This is a genomic window from Achromobacter sp. 01N37, from assembly GCF_056399725.1.
Map to the genome: position 1 here is coordinate 110,331 of NZ_JBFTRX010000014.1, position 19,806 is coordinate 130,136.

Below are 19,806 nucleotides of genomic sequence, written 5' to 3' on the forward strand. Positions count from 1 at the left end.
TCCCGAGCGATAGCGCGCGAGACGCCCAAAAACAAAAAACCCGCCGAAGCGGGTTTTTTGCAGCAACATTAACGCTTGCTGAACTGCTTGCGACGACGTGCCTTGCGGAAGCCGACCTTCTTACGTTCGACTTCACGGGCATCGCGGGTCACAAAGCCAGCTTGCGACAGTGCGGGCTTCAGGGTCGCGTCGTAGTCGATCAGGGCACGCGTGATGCCGTGACGGACTGCGCCGGCCTGGCCGGTTTCACCGCCGCCGTGGACGTTGACTTTGATGTCAAACGATTCCAGGTGGCCGGTCAATTCCAGCGGCTGGCGCACGATCATGCGACCAGTTTCGCGGGCGAAGAAATCGTCGACGGGCTTGCCGTTGACAACGATCTTACCCGTGCCCTTCTTGATGAAAACGCGAGCCACCGAAGTTTTGCGACGGCCGGTTCCGTAATTCCAGTTACCGATCATGGCGTTTCCTTAGATATCCAGCGTCTTGGGCTGCTGGGCGGTGTGCGGGTGCTCGGCACCAGCATAGACCTTCAGCTTCTTGATCATGGCGTAGCCCAGAGGACCCTTGGGCAGCATGCCCTTGACGGCCTTCTGAATGGCGCGACCGGGAAAACGCTCTTGCATTTTCTCGAAGTTCGTTTCGCGGATACCGCCCGGGTACGTGGTGTGGCGGAAGTACTTCTTGTCCTTCGCCTTGGTACCGGTAACGACGATATCGGAAGCGTTGATGATGACGATGTAATCGCCAGTATCAACGTGCGGCGTGAATTCAGGTTTGTGCTTGCCACGCAGACGACGTGCGACTTCGCTGGCCACACGACCGAGGACTTTGCCCTTGGCGTCGATCACAAACCAGTCACGTTGGACTTCATGCGGCTTGGCCACAAAGGTCTTCATGATGGTTCCTAAGAATAAAAAGTTCTTGCTGGCCAGAACATCTAACCAGTGTTCTTTCCCCAACTGGGCAAAAACCTGATGAACCGCAACCCAAGGATTCGGTTCGGGGGTTTTACCTTTATCGACGTCCCGCCTAAGCGTTATTACCCGCCCGTGCAATGGTCAAAATGAGGGAAAGCCTGAAATTCTAACACGGTTGCTCAAAAAATGGGCAAGCGGAAAGACGTCAGGCGGTGGCTGGCCGCAAGCCATGTTGCAGCCAGCGCACATGCAATTCGGGGACAAAACCCCGAGGCAAGGGCGCGATCAGGCGCCCAGATAGGCTTCCAGCACGCGGGGGTGGCCCAGCAGTTCGCGGCCCGTGCCCGTCAGCGCCATGGCGCCGTTTTCCAGCACATAGCCGCTTTGCGCGATCTTCAGCGCCTGGCGCACGTTCTGCTCCACCAGGAAAAGCGTCAGGCCGTCGGCGTTGATGGCGCGCAGGGAACGGAAAATTTCCTGCACGACGATCGGGGCCAGGCCCATGGACGGCTCATCCAGCAGCAGCAGGCGCGGCTTGGCCATCAAGGCCCGGCCGATGGCCAGCATCTGCTGTTCGCCGCCCGACAGGTTGCCGGCGATACCCGTGATCCGCTCTTTCAGGCGCGGGAACAGGTTGAACACGTATTCCAGATCGGAACCCACGTTCTTCAGGCCACGGCGATAAGCGCCGAGTTCCAGGTTTTCCAGCACCGTCATCGTGGTGAGGATGGCCCGGCCTTCCGGCACCTGCACGATGCCGCGCGCCACCAGTTGGTGGGGCGCCAGGTTCGTGATGTCTTCGCCTTCGAACAGGATGCGGCCGCGCGCCTTGGGCAACAGGCCCGACAGCGCCAGCAGCGTGGTCGATTTGCCGGCGCCGTTGGCGCCAACGAGGGCGGTGATTTCTTTGGCGTTCAGGTCCAGGTCGATGCCGCGGACGGCTTCGATATGGCCGTAGTTGACCTCGAGTCCGCGGACTTCCAGCATCGCGCTCATCGTGCAGCCTCCGCGCAATGCGCTACGGTATTCGTCTTGGGAGCGGCCCGGCGACTCATCGTGCAGCCTCCGCTTGTTCGGTGTCTTCGTCGTCTTCGCGGCCCAGATAGGCCTCGATGACCTGCTCGTTGTTGCGGATCTCGTCAGGACCGCCGCAAGCGATGATCTTGCCGAAGTTCAGCACCGCGATGCGTTCGCACAAGCCCATGACGAAGCGCATGTCGTGCTCGATCATCAGGATGGTGTAGCCGCGATCACGGATGGCCAGGATTTCGCGCATGAGTTCGGCGCGTTCACCGGTGTTCATGCCTGCCACCGGCTCGTCCAGCAGCAACAGCTTGGGCTCGGTGGCCAGCGCACGCGCCAGCTCCAGGCGGCGCTGTTCGCCGTAAGACAGATTGTCGGCCAAGTCGTTGGCCTTGTGGTCCAGACGCATCCACGTCAGCAATTCGTGCGCGCGTTCGCGGGCGCGCTTTTCGTGCTCGCGGTAACCCGGCAGACCCAGCAGCAAGCTGGGAAAACCGTAGTTCATGTGGCGATACGCGCCCACCACCACGTTTTCCAGCAACGTCATCTCTTTGAAGAGACGGATGTTCTGGAACGTGCGGGCGATGCCCATGCGCGTGATGCTGTGCGGCTTCTTGCCCAGCACGCTTTCGCCTTTGAACGTGATGGTGCCGCCGCTGGGCGGCAACAGGCCGGTGATCAGGTTGAACACCGTGGTCTTGCCGGCGCCGTTGGGGCCGATGAGGCCGAAGATCGAGCCTTCGGGCACGGACAGGCTGACGTCATGCAGCACATGCAGGCCGCCAAAGCTCTTGGAGACGGATGAAAGTTCAAGCATGGCGCTTGCCTCCCTGGCCGCCTTGGCCTTGACGCATCCAGCGCTTGAAGCGCGCCGGGTCCCAGATGCCTTGCGGCAGGAACAACACAATCACCACCAAAATCACTCCGTTGGCGACCAGGCGCAAATCCGCAAAGCCGCGCAGCAGTTCGGGCAACACCGTAATGATGAAGCTGCCCAGCACGGGGCCCGCCAGGCCGCCGATACCGCCCAGGATGGCCATGGTCAGGATTTCAACGCCACGGTCGAAACCGTATTCATTGGGACCGATGAAGAAGGTCAGGTGCGCGTTCAACGCGCCCGCCAGACCCGCAATCATCGCGCCGGCGACGAAGGCCAGCATCTTGTTGGCGCGCACGTCGATGCCCATCAGGCCAGCCGCCGTTTCGTCGCCACGGATGGCGTCGAACGAGCGTCCGATCTTGGAGGCGCGAACGCGCCACAACACGAACAGCACGATGACGACCGCCAGCACCACATGCCACCACTGCGTCAGTTGCGGAATGCCGTTCAAGCCCAGCGCGCCGCCGGTGATCGATTCGGTGTTCAGGATGGTTACGCGCACCACTTCGCCGAAGCCCAGCGTGGCCATGGCCAGATAGACCCCGGACAATCGCAAAGTCGGCAAGCCGATCAGCGCCGCCACCAGCGCGGGCGCAGCCATGCCCCCGGCAAGCGCGACCGTGAACGGGGCGTCGTAGTTCATGGTGAGCAGCGCGGCGGCGTACGCCCCGATGCCCATGAAGGCGGCGTTGGCCATGGCCAACATGCCGCAGGCCAGGGTCAGCCAGATGGAGAGGGCCAGCAAGGCGTTGGTGCCCAGCGTGAGCACCAGGTTGCCGTAGATGGCCCAGAAGTTTTCGAATCCGCTCATTCTTTAAGCCTTGCGTTGAACCACTTTGCCGAACAGACCTTGCGGGCGCACCAGCAGGATCAGGAACAGCAGGCCGAAAGCCACCGCGTCGCGCATGGTGGAGCCGATGTAAGCCACCGACAGCACCTCGGCGAAGCCCAGGAAGAGACCGCCCAGCATGGCGCCACGGATGTCGCCCATGCCCCCCAGGATGATGACCGCGATGCCCTTGTGCAGCATCGGCTGGCCCATCAGCGGGAACAGCGCATTCGAGTACAGCCCGATCAGCACGCCCGCCACACCACCCAGCGCAGCGGCGGCGAACGAGGTCGTGACGAACAGCTTCTCGACGTTGATGCCCAGCAGCCAGGCGGCCTTGGGCGATTCGGCGATGGCGCGCAGCGCGCGGCCAAATTGGGTGCGGCGCATGACGTACATCAGCACGGCCATCAGCGCGAACGACAGGAAGATGATGCCCAGTTCGATCACGGTGAGGTGCAGGCCGGCGACTTCAATGACTTCCTCGGGCACGGTGCCGTGCGGAAAGCGCAGGTTGCTGGCGCCGAAAATGCTTTGGGCGCCGTTATTCAGGATGATGCCCACGCCAATCGTGGCGATCATGGGAATCAAGTGGGGCGCGTTGCGCTTGCGCAGCGGCTTGAGCACCAGGTAGTCGATGATGACGCCGGTGAAGCCAGCCACAAAGAACGCGACCATCAGCGCCGCCCACAGGGGCAGGCCGAATTGCTGAACGACGAACAGTGCCGCGTAGGCGCCAACCATGAAGACGGCGCCGTGCGCCAGGTTGATCACCCCGAGCACGCCGAAGATCAGCGTGAAGCCCAGCGCGAACAGTGCATACACACAGCCCAGCGACAAGGCATTGACGAATTGTTGTTCGAACATGATGGGACTTTCCAAATCAAAAGCGCCTTGCGAACGGCGGCGGCGCCGTCCGCAAGGCGCATCCCCCCGCGCGGGGATGTGTACTGCTTACTTCTCGATGACGTACTTGCCGTCCTTGGTCACGCTGACGATCGGCGCCTGGTCGGCGTCGTAGCCGGCGGGCTTGCCAGCGCGGTCGTTGGCTTGACGGAACTTGAACGGGCCGGTGGCGCCAGTCCAGGTTACGGACGGCAGGGCATCGCGCAGGGCTGCGCGGTCCTTGGGCAGATCGCCGGAGATCTTGGTGTTCTTCAGCGCCTGGGCCACGATGTACATGGCGTCATACGACTGAGCGGCGAACTGGTCGGGCGAACCGTTGAACTTGGCCTTGTAGGCGTCGATGAACTTGACGTTCTCGGGGGCCTTGTTCTCGATCGACCACGGGCTGCCGATCCACAGATTGTTCGATGCGCCGCCAGGGGCCAGGTCGAAAATCTTGACCGAGTTCATGCCGTTGCCGCCGATGACCGGCACGTTCAGGCCCAGTTGGCGGGCCTGCACCATGATCGGGGCGCCTTCGGCCAGCAGTGCGGACAGCACGATGGCGTCGGGGTTGGTGCCCTTGATCTTGGTCAGCTGAGCCTTGAAGTCCACGTCGCCCTTGGCGAACGTTTCGGTCGTGGTGACCGGGATCTTCTGGTCTTCCAGGGCCTTCTTGAAGTTGTCGTAGCCGCTCTTGGTGAAGACGTCGTCGTTACCGTAGAGCACCGCCACGTTCTTCAGGCCGGTCTTGGCCTTGACGGTGGAGATGGTGGCCGGCAGCACGTCGGCTTCGGTGACCGAGTTGCGGAACACGTAGTTGCCGATGGACGTGATGCCGTCGGCGGTGTTGGACGTGCCAAAGGCGACCGTCTTGGCGGCTTGGGCGATCGGGTCGGCGGCTTGGGCCGAGTTCGACAGCGTCGGGCCGAAGACCATCAGGACGTTGTCCTTGAAGATCAGTTTCTTGAAGACGTTGATGGCTTCTTCTTTCTTGCCTTGTTCGTCCTCGACCACCAGCACGAGCTTGTTGCCGTTGATACCGCCCGCAGCGTTGATTTCGTCAGCGGCAAGCTGGAAACCATTGCGGATTGACACGCCATATTGAGCGGCGCCGCCGGACAGGGCTTCTGCCACACCCAGCTTGATGTCAGCCGCGTGCGCAGCCGGGACGATACCGGCGGCGATCAGCGCGGCCAGCAGCTTCTTGGTCTTGGATTGCATGGTTGATACCACCCTAAAGTCTGTCTCGGAATATTGGTAATCCGGGCTGGTGTAATCCCGCCGGATTGACGTCTTATGCCGCCTAAAGGCGCCATGTTTGCGCGTCAAGACCCGGGATATTACTCCTTTGTATCAGGCCGAAACTCGAATGTGGTTCGAGAAAAGCCCAAAAACCGCCCATTTTTTTGTAAAAAACGCGGTGTTACTAGCAAAAACCCTACTCTCCGCCGAATGCCATTCGGCCTGCGGCGGACCTCCTTGCTACCTGCCCGACAACGCCACGCCCAGGTACTGGCCGTAAGCGCTTTCGGTCAAGCGGAACCACGGCATCTCGCTATCGCGAAAGCCCATGCAACTGTCGTGTATCGCCTTGAACTTTGGGTCTTTGGCGGCCAAATCCTTGTAGACCTGCTGTGTGGTTTCGAACGCCACGTCCATGATGGCGCGCGGAAATGTGCGAATTTGCGCGCCACTTGCGGTCAGTTGCGCCAACGCGGCCGGGTTGCGCGCGTCGTAGCGCGCGGTCAGCGACACGTGCGCCGCCAGCGACGCCGCCTGCACCACCGCCTGATAATGCTTGGGCAGCTTGTTCCAGGCTTCGTCATTGATATAGAGCGACAACTGTTCGCCCGCCGCCCACCAGCCGGGTGCGTAGTAATACTTAGCTACTTTATTCAGGCCGCGCTTCTCGTCGTCGTAGGCCCCTGCCCCGGCCACGGCTTGCAGACCGTCTTTCTCGAACGCTTCCGACAAAGGCTTGGCGGGGTCAGCCGGCTGGGGTGACACGCCCATGCGCGCCAGCACTTCGGCGGGCAAGCCGTCCACCCGCATCTTCAGGTCTTTCAAGTCGCCCAGCCGCTTGATTTCTTTGGCGTACCAGCCGCCCATCTGCGCGCCGGTATTGCCCAGCGGAAAGTTGATGATTTTCTCGGGCTTGAAGAGTTCGCGGGTCAGGCGCAGGCCATCGCCTTCGCTCATCCAGGCATTCATCTGGCGCGCGTTCAGGCCGAACGGCACCACCGCATCAAAGCAAAAGGCGGGATTCTTGGCGAAGAAGAGCCGCGATGAACCGTGGCCGCATTCCACCTTGTTGGTGGAGACGGCTTCAAGCAGGTCGGCTGCGGCGGCGATTTCGCCTTCGGGGAAGTGGCGGATGTTGAACTTGCCGCCCGTGGCTTCAGAGACGAATTTGCAGAAGTGCTCGCCCGCGCCGATGCGCAGGTCGAGCGTGCTGGGGAATGCAGAGGCCAGGCGCCAGCTCAACGACGGCATATCCTGCGCGAACGCGGGCGCGCTGACGGCCGCCCCCGTTGCGACGGCGCCGAATCCGGCGTGCTTCAAGAATGAACGTCGTTGCATCTCTTGGCTCCTCACCAGCAACCTCAAGGGCGTCGAGCACCTCAAGGACTTCGAGCAATACCCGCCGGATATTACACGTTGAAGGGGGTCGGAATCGCTAGAGGAATTCCCCAGCGAGTCAGGAATTGCAAAGCGGAAGACGAAGGGGAAATGCAGCGCCGGCCGGCGAAGGCTGAATACGTGGCCGGAATGCGGCGGCGGACGGCGAAGGCTGAATGCATAGCCGGATTCGGCCTCGGCCAACGGGATGAGCAAGCGCGGCGGCGGCCGATGGCCAGCGCCGCGCTTGTTGCGGGCATCAGGTCCCGGCGATGGCCATTTGCTCGATCAGGATCGAGCCGGTGGTCTTCGTGCCGCGCGAGATGGTGTCGGCGCCAATACCCACGATCTGCTGGAACATGTCAGCCAGATTGCCGGCGATGGTGACTTCCTGCACAGCGTGCTGGATCTTGCCGTTTTCCACCCAGTAGCCGAATGCGCCACGCGAGTAATCGCCGGTGACGTAATTGACACCCTGGCCGATCAGTTCGGTGACGAGAAAGCCCGTGCCCATCTTCTTCAGCATGGCTTCGAAGTCGTCGCCGCGCTGGGTCAGCGTAGAGCTGAACACCAGGTTGTGCGAACCGCCCGCGTTGCCGGTGGTGGTCATGCCGAGCTTGCGCGCGGTGTAGGACGACAGGAAGTAGCCTTCCAGCACGCCGGCCGACACGACGCTGCGGCGGCGCGTGCGCACGCCTTCATCGTCGAACGGCGAGCTGCCCATGCCGCCCGCGATGTGCGGGTCTTCGGTCAGGTTGATGTGCTTGGGGAAGATCGGCTTGCCCAGAGAATCGATCAGGAAGCTGGCCTTGCGATACAGCGCGCCGCCATTGACGGCTTGCGTCAGCGCGCCGACCAGGCCGAGCGCCAGCGGCGCTTCGAACAGCACCGGGAACTTGCCGGTACGGATGCGGCGGGCCGACAGGCGCGACAGCGTGCGCTCGGCGGCATAGCGGCCGATGGCTTCGGGCGAGGCCAGTTTGGCCGGGTCGCGTTCGGAGGTGTACCAGTAGTCGCGCTGCATGCCGTTGCCGCGGCCGGCGATGGGGGCCACGGACAGGCTGTGGCGCGAATACGGGTAGCCGCCCAGAAAGCCACGGGTGTTGCCCATGACGAACTGGCCTTCATAGGTGCCTACGGTGGCGCCGTCGGTGTTGGTGATGCGCGAGTCCACGTCGCGGGCGGCGCGCTCGGCGCGCAGCGCGAGCTCGGCGGCTTCCTCGGTGGACACCGTCCAGGCGTGGTGCAGGTCCAGGTCGGGGAATTCGGTGGCCAGCTGATCGGCGTCGGGCAGACCGGCGGCCGGGTCAGCGGCGGTGTGGCGGGCGATGTGCCAGGCGGCTTCGACCGTCTGGCGCAGGGCGGCTTCGGAAAAGTCGGAAGTCGAGGCGGAGCCGCGGCTCTGGCCGGCGTAGACCGTCAGGTCCAGCGAGCGATCGCGCGTCTGCTCAACGGTTTCGATGTCGTTCTTACGCACGGAGACCGACAGCCCCAGGCTTTCCGAGACTTCCGCCGCCGCGTCCGAGGCGCCAATTTGGCGCGCGTAGGCGAGGGTTTGTTCGACGAGTTCGGAAAAACGCGCGTGATTCGCCGCCAGCGGCAGGGAGGAGGAGGATTTAACCATTGCTGTCCAATTTGCAGAGACGGTTATCATAGCCAAGTCTGTCATTGCGCAGTTTTCCATGAATTCCCATACTGAAGAAGAATCCGTCGACGACGGTTACGACGAGAACGGCTACGACCGTCCCAGCAAGTCCCAGATCAAGCGTGACATGCACGCGTTGCTGGACCTGGGCAAGCAGCTGATCGAACTGTCCCCCGAACGCCTCAAGCAATTGCCGCTGGCGGAACGCCTCTATGAGGCAATCCGCATGGCGCAGCGCACGACCGGCCGCGAAGGCCGCCGCCGTCAGGTGCACTTCGTGGGCAAGCTGATGCGCGATGCCCCCGCCGACGAGATCCGCGCCCAGCTCGACGTCTGGGAAAACGGCTCGCGCGAAGAAACCGCCGCCATGCACCGGCTGGAAACGCTGCGCGACCGCCTGCTGGACGACGACGACCTGCTGACCAAGCTGCTGGCGAATAATCCGCAAGCCGATGCGCAGCAATTGCGCACGCTGATTCGCGCCGCGCGTAAGGAAAAGCTGGGCAACGCCTCGCTGCTGCAAGGCCAGGAGCCGCAAAAGAAGCACTATCGCGCGCTGTTCCAGGCCTTGAAGACCCTGACGCTCTGACCCCCCTACCCTGAATTTCCGCCGGCCGTCCATGAACGCACCTACCGACCTGCTCGATTGCATCGAGATCGAAACCGCCCCCAACCCCACGCACGCCGTCATCTGGCTGCATGGCTTGGGCGCCGATGGCAACGACTTCGCGCCCATCGTGCCGGAGCTGGACCTGCCTGCTGGCCTGGGCGTGCGCTTCGTGTTCCCGAACGCGCCCGTGCAGCGCGTGACGATCAACAACGGCATGTCGATGCGTTCCTGGTACGACATCCTGGTGATGGACCTGGTGCGCGTAGAAGACGCCAAGGGCATCCGCGCATCCGAAGCCGCCATCCACAAGCTGATCGCGCGTGAAAACGCGCGAGGCATCCCCACGTCGAACATCGTGCTGGCGGGCTTCTCGCAAGGCAGCGCGATGACCTTGCACACGGGCCTGCGCTTGCCGGAAAAGCTGGCGGGGATGATGGCGCTGTCGGGTTACCTGCCGCTGGTGGATACGGCCGAAGCCGAGCGCAATAGCGCCAACAACGCCACGCCGATCTTCATGGCCCACGGCCAGTACGATCCGGTGGTGTCGCTGGCGCGGGCCGAGGCATCGCTGACGGAATTGAAGCGCCTGGGTTACGACGTGCGCTGGCACACGTACCCGATGCCGCATTCGGTGTGCGCCGAAGAAGTCCGCGACATCTCGGCGTTTTTGAATGGCGTGTTGAAGTGATATTGGTTTGATGGTGAGTGGCGCGCGGTGACTTTCCACGCGCCCGCCCCATCCTTTCAACCCCGCTCAACCCACTCTTTCCGCTCGGCCGCCGCAACCTTCCCCCCGCGGCCAAAACCCATTTCTGTATACCAAGTGGTATTCAAGCCCTGAATTTTCCGGGCTTCGCTGGCGCTCGTCCATAGAGAAAAACGCCAATCGCAAAATGCTTGCCGCCCATTTGCGTTGAATATAGTATTCGATCCATGCCTTATCGGCCCGGGCAGCACACGTTCGGGCTTCCCTGTTGTTGTTGTCGATTCCATCCCTTTGGCCTTGCTGCGCCGGGTTTCGGCGTGCCATACAAGACGCAGGAGAAAGTCCCGTGAAATCCTTGCCACTGCCCCGCTTGGCGGGCGCAGCGCTGCTTGCGCTGCTTGCTCCGCTGGCCGCCCAGGCCGAAGCCCTGAATCCCCCCGTGAAGGTCCGCTACGAAGAAGTCGTGCGTTCCGTTCTATACGTGCCGAAATACGTGGCCCTGTCGCAGGGCTACTTCAAGGACGCCGGGCTGGACGTGTCCATGAAGACGTCACAAGGCACCGACAAGGGCATGACCGCCCTGCTGTCGGGCAGCGCCGACATCGTGCTGATCGGCCCCGAGGCTTCCATCTATGTGCAGAACAGCGAATCGCCCGTCAAACCGAAAATCTTTGCCGGGCTGACCGCGACCGACGGCTTCTTCCTGCTGGCGCGCAAACCCATCGACAAGTTTGACTGGTCCATGCTCAAGGGCAAGGAAGTCATCGGCTTTCGCCCCGGGTCCAATCCGATCGTGTTCCTGGAAACCGCGCTGCGCAAGCATGGGCTGGACCCGCAGAAAGACGTCAAGCTGCTGAACAACATCGGCATTCCGGCGCGCGCAGGCGCGTGGATGGCAGGCCAGGGTGAATACGGCATCTTCCTGGAACCCGAAGCCGGCGAACTGGTGCGCAACGGCAAAGGCTACATCGTGGCCTCGGTGGGCCATGAAGTCGGCCAGGTGGACTACACCGTCTTCACCTCCACCGACAAATACATCCGCGACAACCCCAAGGTGATTCAGGCCTGGACCGATGTAGTGGCGCGCGCCGAGAAATACGTGAAGGACACGCCGGCCGCCACGCTCGCCCCGCAGATCATGACGTTCTTTCCCGGCATGGACCAGGGCGCGATAACGGAAGCCATCGACCGCTACAAGCAATATCAAATCTGGAAGACGTCGCCGCTGGTCACCGCCGAGGCGATGAACAAGCTGCAAGACATGCTGATCGCCAGCGCCGTCATGAAGGACTCCGCCCGCGTGAAGTATGAAGACGTGGTGGTGGCTGATTTTGCCAAGAAGGTGCAGTAATGGGCGCCGCCATCCATAACCTGAAGCCGGCCGCCGCCACGGCGAAGATCGAGCTGCGCGACGTATGCCTGTCGTACTTCACGACGGAAGGCGAAACCGAAGCGCTGTCGAACGTGTCGTTCACGTTGGCGCCGGGGGAATTCGTCAGCCTGATTGGCCAAAGCGGCTGTGGCAAGAGCACCTTGCTGTCGCTGATTGCCGGGTTGATTCCGCCCACATCAGGCGCCGTGATGATCGACGGCCAGGGCGTGACGAAGCCCAACCCGCGCATCGGCTACATGCTGCAGCAAGATTATCTTTTCGAATGGCGCACCATCCTGGACAACGTGATGCTGGGCGCCGAAATCCAGGGCCGGCGCGATGCGCGCAGCGAGGCGCGCGCCGTGCACCTGCTGGAAAAATGCGGGCTGGGCGCCTTCCTGACGCATACGCCGCGCCAGTTGTCGGGCGGCATGCGGCAGCGCGCGGCGCTGGCGCGCACGCTGGTGACCGAGCCCGACGTGATTCTGCTGGACGAGCCCTTCTCGGCGCTGGATTCGCAGACGCGGCTGGCGATTTCGGATGAAGTGGTGGACATTCTGCGCCGCGAAGGCAAGACCGTGGTGCTGGTCACGCACGACATCGGCGAAGCCATTGCCATGACGGACCGCGTCATTGTGCTGTCGCGCCGGCCGGGGCGGCTGAAAAGCCAGTACCGCATCCACTATGGTGACGGCGCGCGGCCCACGCCCTTCCAGGCGCGCTCGCGCCCGGAATTCAATGCTTACTTCAAACAGCTGTGGGACGAGCTGGACGTCCACGTGGAGGGTTGACCCATGAATGCGCCCATCGCCAACACCGTTCCCTTGCGTGCCGTGCGTGCGCCCAGTGAAAAATATCTGGACTACCTGCGCCGCGACCGCGCTCGCAAACGCAACATCCGCCTGACGCAGGCGCTGCTGATGGTGGTTTTTCTGTGCGCCTGGGAAATCCTGCCGCGCATGCACATCCTGAATCCGCTGTTGACGAGCTACCCCAGCGCGCTGTGGCCCACGTTCATCGAATTGTGGAACCACGGCAATCTGGCCAAGCACATCATGACGACGCTGTCGGCCACGCTGGTCGGCTTCACGCTGAGCATGGCGATCGGCATCGTGGTGGCGGCCGCGTTGTGGTGGTCGGACTTTCTGTACAAGGTGCTGGACCCCTTCCTGGTCGTGGCCAACGCCATGCCCAAGATCGCCTTCGTGCCGATCTTTTATCTGTGGCTGGGCTCGGACTACGCGGTGTACGGCATGGCGGTCGCCATCGCGGTGTTCGTCACGATCATGGTCGTGTACGCGGGCTTTCGCGGTATCGACCTGAACAAGGTGAAACTTGCCCACACCTTCGGCGCCAACCGCTGGCAAGTGCTGACCAAAGTGGTGCTGCCCGGCAGCGTGCCCACGTTGATCGCGGCCGTGAAGATGAACATCGGCCTGGCGCTGGTGGGCGTTATCGTGGGCGAATTCCAGTCGGCGGATTCCGGCCTGGGCTTTTTGATCATGAACGGCAGCCAGGTGTTCAAGCTGAACATCGTCATGACGGCCATCGCCATGCTGGCGCTGATCTCCAGCGTGATGTACCTGATCATCTACCGCATCGAAGCCGCCGTGGCGCGGCGCTACGGATAAGGAATCGACATGCAATTTCCGCAATGGGTACAAGACCGCGTGGTGGCCCGGCAGGGCTGCCTGCATCCGTACGACGAACTGCCCGCGGCTCGCACCGCGGTGGTCGTGGTGGACATGCAGCAGTACTTCACGCTGCCGGGTTACCAGGGGGAATGCGCGCCGGCCCGCGAAATCATCGCGCCGGTGAACCGCCTGTGCGACGCCGTGCGCGCGGCGGGCGGCGTGGTCGTCTGGATACAGACGGCGTCGGACAACGCCGATGCGTTCTGGTCGCATCACCATGGCGTGATGCTGACGCCGGAGCGCAGTGCGCGCCGGCTGGAAACGCTGCGCCGCGATTCCCCGGGCTTTCAGCTGCATCCTGACCTGCATGCCCAGGAATCGGACTTGCGCGTGGTGAAGCGCTTCTACAGCGCGATGGCGCCGGGTTCATCCGAGCTGGAACCGCTGCTGCGCGGGCTGGGTGTAGACACGCTGCTGATTGCCGGCACTGTCACCAACGTCTGCTGCGAATCCACGGCGCGCGATGCGATGATGCGCGACTTCCGCACCATCATGGTCGACGACGCGCTGGCCGCCGTAACCCCGGCCGAGCACGAGCATTCCCTGCACGGCTGGATGCTCTTCTTTGGCGACGTGCTGTCGGTGGACGAAGTGACATCACGCCTGACGCCCGCGCAGGCGGCCAGAAAAACCGCCTGAACGGGCCGCGTCAGATCGGGAGGCGCTAGGCCAGATTCAACCAGACCCGGCGCATCGTCGGGTCTTCCGGATCTGCGTCGTTAGTGAAGCCCAGACGCGTCATCAGCGACAGCATGGGCCGGTTGGTCGACAGCACCAGGCCATCGATATATTCCAGCCCCTGCTCGCGCGCCGCGTCGATCAACGCCGTCATCAGCTGATGGCCCAGGCCGCGCCGCTGCCAGTCGTCGCCAATCACCAGCGCGTATTCCGCCCCGCGCCCGTCGGGGTTGCGCAGGTAGTGCGCAAACCCCACGATGACCTCGCGCGGATGCCCGCGGTTGGCCGGGTTGGGCACCTGCGTGGCCGCCACCAGCGCCAGCTCGCGGTGATAGTCCACCTGCGTGTAGCGAGACACCATGCGCGGCGTCAGCTCGCGCATCATCGACACGAAGCGCATGTAGCGTGACCGTTCCGACAAGCCGCGAATGAATTCCTGCAAGGCCTCGCCGTCTTCAGGGCGGATCGGGCGCAGCACCCACGGGATGCCGTCGTTGAAGCGGCGCACCTGCACCAGACGCGTGGGGTACGGGTGTATCGCCATGTGCGGATAGCCCGACGTCTGCGGCGTTTCACAGCCCGGCGTTTCGGTCAGCGTCATGCGCAGGCCACCCGCGCGCAGATGCGCTTCACCCGCGTAGAGCGGGTCGATGTCCAGCGATTCGATGTCGGGCAATTCCGACACCATTTCCGACACCAGCACCACCGCCTGTTGCAGCGATTCGGCGGCCATGTGGCCGACGCGCGGCGCCAGCACCCGGCGCCACAGCCGGCTGCGTTCAATCAGCTGACGGGCCAGGAAGCCATTGAGCGGCGGCAGGTCCATACCGCGATCAGCCACGGACAGCACCGCGTCGGGGCCACCCGCGCCAAAGCGCACGACCGGCCCGAACTGCGGATCACGCCGCACGCGGATCGCCATGGGACGGGATTCGGGTTCCACCGACGCCACGTCCACCGGCATGTCGCGCAGCGGCACGTAGAACAGGCTCAGCAAGGTCCGGATTTCTGATGTATTCAACTCGCGCCGGCAGTCAGCGCGCACGCGCGCGATCAGCTCGCGGGCGGCGGCCAGGTCGGGCACATGCGTGGGCGGCTCTTGCGGCTGCGTCTGCAACAGCAGCTGCTGGTTGTAATGGTGAGACGCCAACACGCCGAACGCATCCGCGGCGGACTCCGGCGTGCGAAACGCCGAGGTGCCCGCGTCGTCCAGCATGCGCCGCAAGGGCCGCATGCCGGCGTCGCCCATGAAGCAGGTGACGACGGGCTTCTTCGCCTTGGGTGCAATCTGCGCCAGCTCGCGCGCGACGGCGGGCATGTCAGACAGCGCGTCGGGCGCCAGCAGCACCAGCACGCCATCCACGCCCGTGTCATCCAGCACGGCCTCAAGAATGGTGCGGATGCGTTCCGGCGTCAGCGGCGTATAGGTGATGACCGGGTTGGCGACGGCGGCGTCCGGCTCCAGCATGGCTTCAAGCGCGCGCCGCGTGGCGGGTGCAAGGTCGGCGCGCTGCACGGCGGCGTCGGGGCCGATCAAGTCCATGGCCAATTGCGGCGGGCCGCTGCCGTTTGAGATCAGCGCCACGCGCTGACCTTTCGGACGCCGCGTGTAGCCCAGCACCTTCACCGCCGAGAACAGCTGCACGAAGTAGCGCACGCGCACGGCGCCCGCGCGCCGCAAGGCGGCGTCGAAGATGGCGTCGGCGCCGTCGGCGTCTGACCGCCCGGCCTTCAGCACAATGACGGGTTTGACGCTGGCTGCGGCGCGCAGCGTGCTCATGAATTCGCGCGCCGGGCCCACGTCTTCCAGATACAGCACGATGCTGTCGGTGCGCGGATCGCTGGCCAGGTAGTCCAGCACTTTGGACAAGCCCACCACCGCCTCGTCACCCAGCGACACCGCGGTAGAGAAGCCGATATGCACGTCTTCGGCCCAGTCCATGACCGCGGCCATGATTGAACGCGATTGCGCCAGCAACGCCACGCGGCCCGCGCGCGCCAACACCGGATGCTGACTGAAGTTCAAGCCGGCATGCGGGCGCTGCGCGCCAAACGAGCGCGGCCCCAGCAGTTCGCAGCGGTTCTCTTCGGCCCAGGCGCGGCACAGCGCAAGGGTGCCGCGCGGATAGGGGTCAGGCAGAGGGTGGGGCAGCAGAATGACCGATCTTGGCGCCAGCGCCGACAGCCGGCGCAGCGTTTCCGGCAACACGGCGGGCGACACGCAAACCAGGGCCAGATCAGGGCGGGCGCCCGCCGCCAGGCCTTCCAACGTGGCGGGCAGCTCGGGCGCGACGCCGACTTCGCAGTCCACGATTGTGGTTTTCGCCTTCAAAGCGGGCGATAGCGACCCCGTCGCCGGCAGGGGCCGGTCGGCAACGATCACCAGCGAGCTGGGTTCGAACATCGGGGCAAGCGCGTGTCGCAGCATAGGGGGTGCGCCCTAATCTAAAATACCGTTCATCGTAACAAGACAAGCCCGCCGTCCGCTTGATGTGGACCCTGCCCGACGCCGCTTTGTGGCGCCGCAGCCGCTATCATTGCCACCTATGACCTCCAACGCCACTTCCCCCATTCGTACCCGTTTCGCGCCTTCGCCCACGGGTTTCCTGCACTTGGGCGGCGCGCGCACCGCGCTGTTCTCCTGGGCCTTCGCGCGCCACCATCAAGGCACGTTCGTGTTGCGCATTGAAGACACGGACGTCGAACGCTCCACGCCGGAAGCGGTGCAGGCCATTCTGGACAGCATGGAATGGCTGGGCATGCAGCCCGACGAAGGCCCCTTCTATCAGATGCAGCGCATGGACCGCTACCGCGAAGTGGTTGCGCAGATGCTGGCCGCCGGCACCGCTTACCACTGCTACAGCTCGCCTGAAGAAGTGGAAGCCATGCGCGAAGCCGCCCGCGCCCGTGGCGACAAGCCGCGTTACGACGGCACCTGGCGCCCGGAAGCCGGCAAGACGCTGCCCGCCATCCCCGAAGGCCGCAAGCCCGTCGTGCGTTTCAAGAATCCGCAAGAAGGCGCCACGTCCTGGAACGACATGGTCAAGGGCACGATCAGCTTCGACAACACCGAACTTGACGACCTGATCATCGCGCGCCCGGACGGCACGCCCACGTACAACTTCTGCGTCGTGGTCGACGACTGGGACATGGGCATCACGCACGTCCTGCGCGGCGATGACCACGTCAACAACACCCCGCGCCAGATCAACATCCTGCGCGCGCTGGGCGCGACGCTGCCCGAATACGGCCACGTGCCGATGATTCTGGGTCCGGATGGCGAAAAGCTGTCCAAGCGCCACGGCGCGGTCAACGTCATGGAATACGACAACGAGGGCTATCTGCCCGAGGCCATGATCAACTACCTGGCCCGCCTGGGCTGGAGCCACGGCGACGACGAACTCTTCTCGCGCGAACAGCTGGTGTCCTGGTTTGATACCAAGCACCTGTCGAAGTCGGCGTCGCAATGGGACCCGAAGAAGCTGAACTGGGTCAACGCCCACTACATCAAGCAGATGGACAACGCCGAACTCGCAGAGCGCGTGGCTCCGCGCGTGGCGAACCGTGGCGGCCATCCGGAAAAGATTGATCTGCCGGGCGTGATGGGCTTGTTGAAAGACCGCGCTGAAACGCTTGAGCAACTGGCCGACGGCGCCATGCTGTTCTGCGCCCCGTTCGCGCCCGCCGCGCCGGAGCTGATCGAACAGCACCTGACCGCCCCGGCGCGCGAAGCGCTGGCCGATTTTGCGCAGCGCGCGCAAGACACCGACTGGACCCGCGAAGCGCTGTCGGCGCTGATCAAGGCGGTGCTGGCGGATCGCGGTTTGAAGATGCCGCAACTGGCCATTCCGCTGCGCGTGGCCGTCACCGGCCAGACGCAAACCCCGGCGGTTGACGCCGTGCTGGCCTTGCTGGGCAAGCAGACGGTGCTGGCGCGCCTGGCGGCGATCTAAGGTCCAAGCAGCCTGAAGCCCATAGCCCGCGGGCCTTGTTCATCGATGGATGAACAAGGCCCGCGGTGTTTTGGGGCGCACGCAAGGCGCCAGTCGCTGCCCTCAGGCTTGCTGCATGGCCGCCCGCACCTTCAGCGCCCGCGCGAAGAACGCGCCCAGCAACGGCAGCAGCACGGCAGATCCGCCAAACAGGGCCGCCGCCCCAATCTCGTCCACCACCGCCCCCGCCAACGCCACGCCGGCCGCCTGCCCCATGAAGAGGCACGACGCGAACCACGCCACGGCCGTGCCGCGCGCGGACGGCACCATCTGCGTGGCGTTCGTCTGCAAGGTCGCGTGCAGCAGGTAATAGCCGAAGCCCGCCAGCACGCTGGCAAGCAAACTCCACATCCAGACCGGCCCCAACAAGTACGACAGGAACGCCACGCTCAGCACCAGGCCACCCGCGATGGCCAGCCCGCGTTCGCCCAGACGCTTCAAGATGCGCCCGGCGACCACCGTGTAGATCAGGCCGCCTACGGCATACACCGCAACGAGCGCGCCCGCTGCGGTCAGAGAAATGTCGAACCGTTCGTGCAGGTACGACGGCGCGAATGCCAGGGCGCCGAACACCAGCAAGCCTTCGGCAAAGACCGTCGCCAGCACGATGCGCGCCCACGGCGTGCCCAGCACCAGCCGCGCCTGCGCAACAAAACCCCTCGTGGCCGCGCCGGCTTCAACCTGGCCAAAGCCGGTCGCGCGCTGGCGCCGCACTTCGAAATGCAGCAACACGCCCACGGTCAGATAGCCCACAACCAGCGCGGCAAAGGCCCAGCGCCAGCCGATGGTGTCGGCGAACAGCCCGCCCGCCAACTGGCCGGCCGACATGCCCAGGATGGTGCCGGTCAAAAAGCGCGCCAAGGTCGCCTGACGGCGTTCATACGGGACGTTGTCGCCGATCCAGGCCATGGACAGCGGCACGATGCCCGCCCCCGCCGCGCCCGACAGCGCACGGCAGAGCACCAGCACATCCAGGGATTCCGCCATCACGGCGCCCGCGCTGCCCAGCGCACACGCCACGGTCGCGACGCTGACGACCCGGAACTTGCCGTAGCGGTCGCCCACCGGCCCGAAGAACATTTGCAGCACGCCATAGGCCACCGCAAACGCCGTCACCGCGCGCGCAGCCTGGCCGGTGGTCGTGCCGAATTCCGCCGCCAGTTGCGGCAACATGGGATCGCAGATACGGAACGCGCTGGCGCTGACGAAAGCGGCCAGGGCAAGCAGCGCAATGGCGCGTGCTTCAGAGGACATGGCGGGCATGGGGAACCGGCGGCTAGGCAAAAGTCGAAGCCCGCACCTTACCGCAGCCCAGCCATCTTGGTGTAGCCGCCGGGCGGAGTGTCCGCCCGGCGCAACGGTCAACCGCGACAGACGGGTCAACCGGTAGAACCGTCAGCCTGTCAGTAAGGCAAGCGGTAGCCCGAGGGCATGCGGCGCGCGGTCACGAGCTGGCCGCCGCTTTTCAGTTCGCGCAGCGTCAGCTTGGCCTGCTCGACCTTTTCAACGCGGTAGCGGTTTTTGTAGATGGGGTCGTTGGCGTCTACGGGCTCGCCGGCGGATTTCGTGGTCTGCATCGTATAGACGCCGTCCGCCACGGTCCAACAGCCGGTCTCGCGCAAGGCGGGGCGCGTCTTGCGGCCAATCTTCAACAACGACTCGAAGGCCATCGTGCCATCGGCGGACAACACGGTCAGCGATTGCAAGTCGCCGCTGACGTCGCGCGGCTTCGTGTTCGACAACCAGGTGCCGATCATGGGATCGCCGCTTTTGGCGGGCACGCAGGCCACCGGCTTGGGCGGTTCCGCGGGCTGGGCCTCGGTGATGACGGCGGGCTTTCTGGCGACGCAACCGGCCAGAATAAGTACGGCGCAGGCGATGCCGGCCGAACGCAAATACACACTGCTCATGACTTCCTCAACACGTCTGTCGACGCGCCGCACCGATCAC

General features: G+C 64.1%; 19 protein-coding genes. 7 read left to right on the forward strand and 12 right to left on the reverse strand.

The genetic code is table 11. The features are described 5' to 3' along the window. Positions 1-68 precede the first annotated feature (68 nt). From rpsI to pmbA, 9 genes are all read right to left on the reverse strand, one after another. A complete protein-coding gene (gene rpsI, locus AC1DSJ_RS24320; RefSeq protein WP_006217310.1) occupies positions 69-461 on the reverse strand; it encodes a 30S ribosomal protein S9 in 393 nt (130 codons plus the stop codon). 9 nt (positions 462-470) lie between these two features. Further along, positions 471-899: a 50S ribosomal protein L13 gene (gene rplM / locus AC1DSJ_RS24325; protein WP_006217309.1), complete on the reverse strand. Its 429-nt coding sequence runs from the start codon at positions 897-899 to the stop codon at positions 471-473. Between the two features lie 306 nt (positions 900-1,205). Beyond that, positions 1,206-1,916: an ABC transporter ATP-binding protein gene (locus AC1DSJ_RS24330; protein WP_054427282.1), complete on the reverse strand. Its 711-nt coding sequence runs from the start codon at positions 1,914-1,916 to the stop codon at positions 1,206-1,208. Positions 1,917-1,971: 55 nt separating this feature from the next. Then, on the reverse strand, positions 1,972-2,760 hold the full coding sequence (locus tag AC1DSJ_RS24335) for an ABC transporter ATP-binding protein (protein WP_441372314.1): 789 nt from the start codon (positions 2,758-2,760) through the stop codon (positions 1,972-1,974). Beyond that, on the reverse strand, positions 2,753-3,634 hold the full coding sequence (locus AC1DSJ_RS24340) for a branched-chain amino acid ABC transporter permease (RefSeq protein WP_054427280.1): 882 nt from the start codon (positions 3,632-3,634) through the stop codon (positions 2,753-2,755). Before AC1DSJ_RS24340 ends, AC1DSJ_RS24335 begins: the two co-directional genes overlap by 8 nt. Positions 3,635-3,637: 3 nt before the next feature. Then, positions 3,638-4,519 carry a branched-chain amino acid ABC transporter permease gene (locus AC1DSJ_RS24345; protein ID WP_046806103.1) on the reverse strand — a complete coding sequence of 294 codons (882 nt, stop codon included), beginning with the start codon at positions 4,517-4,519 and terminating at the stop codon, positions 3,638-3,640. A gap of 87 nt (positions 4,520-4,606) precedes the next feature. After that, positions 4,607-5,761, reverse strand: a complete 1,155-nt coding sequence (locus AC1DSJ_RS24350) for an ABC transporter substrate-binding protein (RefSeq protein ID WP_054427279.1) — start codon at positions 5,759-5,761, stop codon at positions 4,607-4,609. A gap of 261 nt (positions 5,762-6,022) precedes the next feature. Next, a complete protein-coding gene (locus AC1DSJ_RS24355) occupies positions 6,023-7,120 on the reverse strand; it encodes a TRAP transporter substrate-binding protein (RefSeq protein ID WP_054427278.1) in 1,098 nt (365 codons plus the stop codon). A gap of 298 nt (positions 7,121-7,418) precedes the next feature. Continuing rightward, positions 7,419-8,783, reverse strand: a complete 1,365-nt coding sequence (pmbA, locus tag AC1DSJ_RS24360) for a metalloprotease PmbA (RefSeq protein WP_054427277.1) — start codon at positions 8,781-8,783, stop codon at positions 7,419-7,421. Positions 8,784-8,841: 58 nt separating this feature from the next. Here pmbA and yjgA point away from each other — a divergent pair, with 58 nt between their 5' ends. The 6 genes from yjgA to AC1DSJ_RS24390 all read left to right on the forward strand — a co-directional run bounded on the left by yjgA (position 8,842) and on the right by AC1DSJ_RS24390 (position 13,825). Next, positions 8,842-9,393, forward strand: a complete 552-nt coding sequence (yjgA, locus tag AC1DSJ_RS24365) for a ribosome biogenesis factor YjgA (protein ID WP_054427276.1) — start codon at positions 8,842-8,844, stop codon at positions 9,391-9,393. 31 nt (positions 9,394-9,424) lie between these two features. Further along, positions 9,425-10,102, forward strand: coding sequence for an alpha/beta hydrolase (locus tag AC1DSJ_RS24370; protein ID WP_175171655.1), 678 nt, complete (start codon positions 9,425-9,427; stop codon positions 10,100-10,102). A 364-nt stretch (positions 10,103-10,466) separates the two neighbouring features. Further along, positions 10,467-11,471, forward strand: a complete 1,005-nt coding sequence (locus tag AC1DSJ_RS24375) for an ABC transporter substrate-binding protein (RefSeq protein ID WP_054427274.1) — start codon at positions 10,467-10,469, stop codon at positions 11,469-11,471. Further along, a complete protein-coding gene (locus AC1DSJ_RS24380; protein WP_054427273.1) occupies positions 11,471-12,283 on the forward strand; it encodes an ABC transporter ATP-binding protein in 813 nt (270 codons plus the stop codon). The genes AC1DSJ_RS24375 and AC1DSJ_RS24380 overlap by 1 nt, the downstream gene beginning before the upstream one ends. Before the next feature lie 3 nt (positions 12,284-12,286). Beyond that, on the forward strand, positions 12,287-13,123 hold the full coding sequence (locus AC1DSJ_RS24385) for an ABC transporter permease (protein ID WP_054427272.1): 837 nt from the start codon (positions 12,287-12,289) through the stop codon (positions 13,121-13,123). A gap of 9 nt (positions 13,124-13,132) precedes the next feature. Then, entirely contained in the window at positions 13,133-13,825 is a 693-nt protein-coding gene (locus AC1DSJ_RS24390) for an isochorismatase family cysteine hydrolase (protein ID WP_342067317.1), read from the forward strand. A 25-nt stretch (positions 13,826-13,850) separates the two neighbouring features. Here the strand turns inward: AC1DSJ_RS24390 and AC1DSJ_RS24395 are convergent, their stop codons facing one another. Continuing rightward, on the reverse strand, positions 13,851-16,292 hold the full coding sequence (locus AC1DSJ_RS24395; RefSeq protein ID WP_054427270.1) for a bifunctional acetate--CoA ligase family protein/GNAT family N-acetyltransferase: 2,442 nt from the start codon (positions 16,290-16,292) through the stop codon (positions 13,851-13,853). Positions 16,293-16,410: 118 nt separating this feature from the next. Between AC1DSJ_RS24395 and gltX the strand changes: the two genes are divergently transcribed. Beyond that, positions 16,411-17,817 (forward strand): glutamate--tRNA ligase, encoded by a 1,407-nt coding sequence (gene gltX, locus AC1DSJ_RS24400; protein ID WP_054427269.1) that lies wholly within the window; start codon positions 16,411-16,413, stop codon positions 17,815-17,817. A 102-nt stretch (positions 17,818-17,919) separates the two neighbouring features. Here gltX and AC1DSJ_RS24405 read toward each other — a convergent pair whose 3' ends face one another. Both AC1DSJ_RS24405 and AC1DSJ_RS24410 read right to left on the reverse strand, forming a co-directional pair. After that, positions 17,920-19,119, reverse strand: coding sequence for an MFS transporter (locus AC1DSJ_RS24405; protein WP_441372315.1), 1,200 nt, complete (start codon positions 19,117-19,119; stop codon positions 17,920-17,922). Between the two features lie 140 nt (positions 19,120-19,259). Further along, positions 19,260-19,766 (reverse strand): hypothetical protein, encoded by a 507-nt coding sequence (locus AC1DSJ_RS24410; RefSeq protein WP_054427268.1) that lies wholly within the window; start codon positions 19,764-19,766, stop codon positions 19,260-19,262. Positions 19,767-19,806 lie beyond the last annotated feature (40 nt).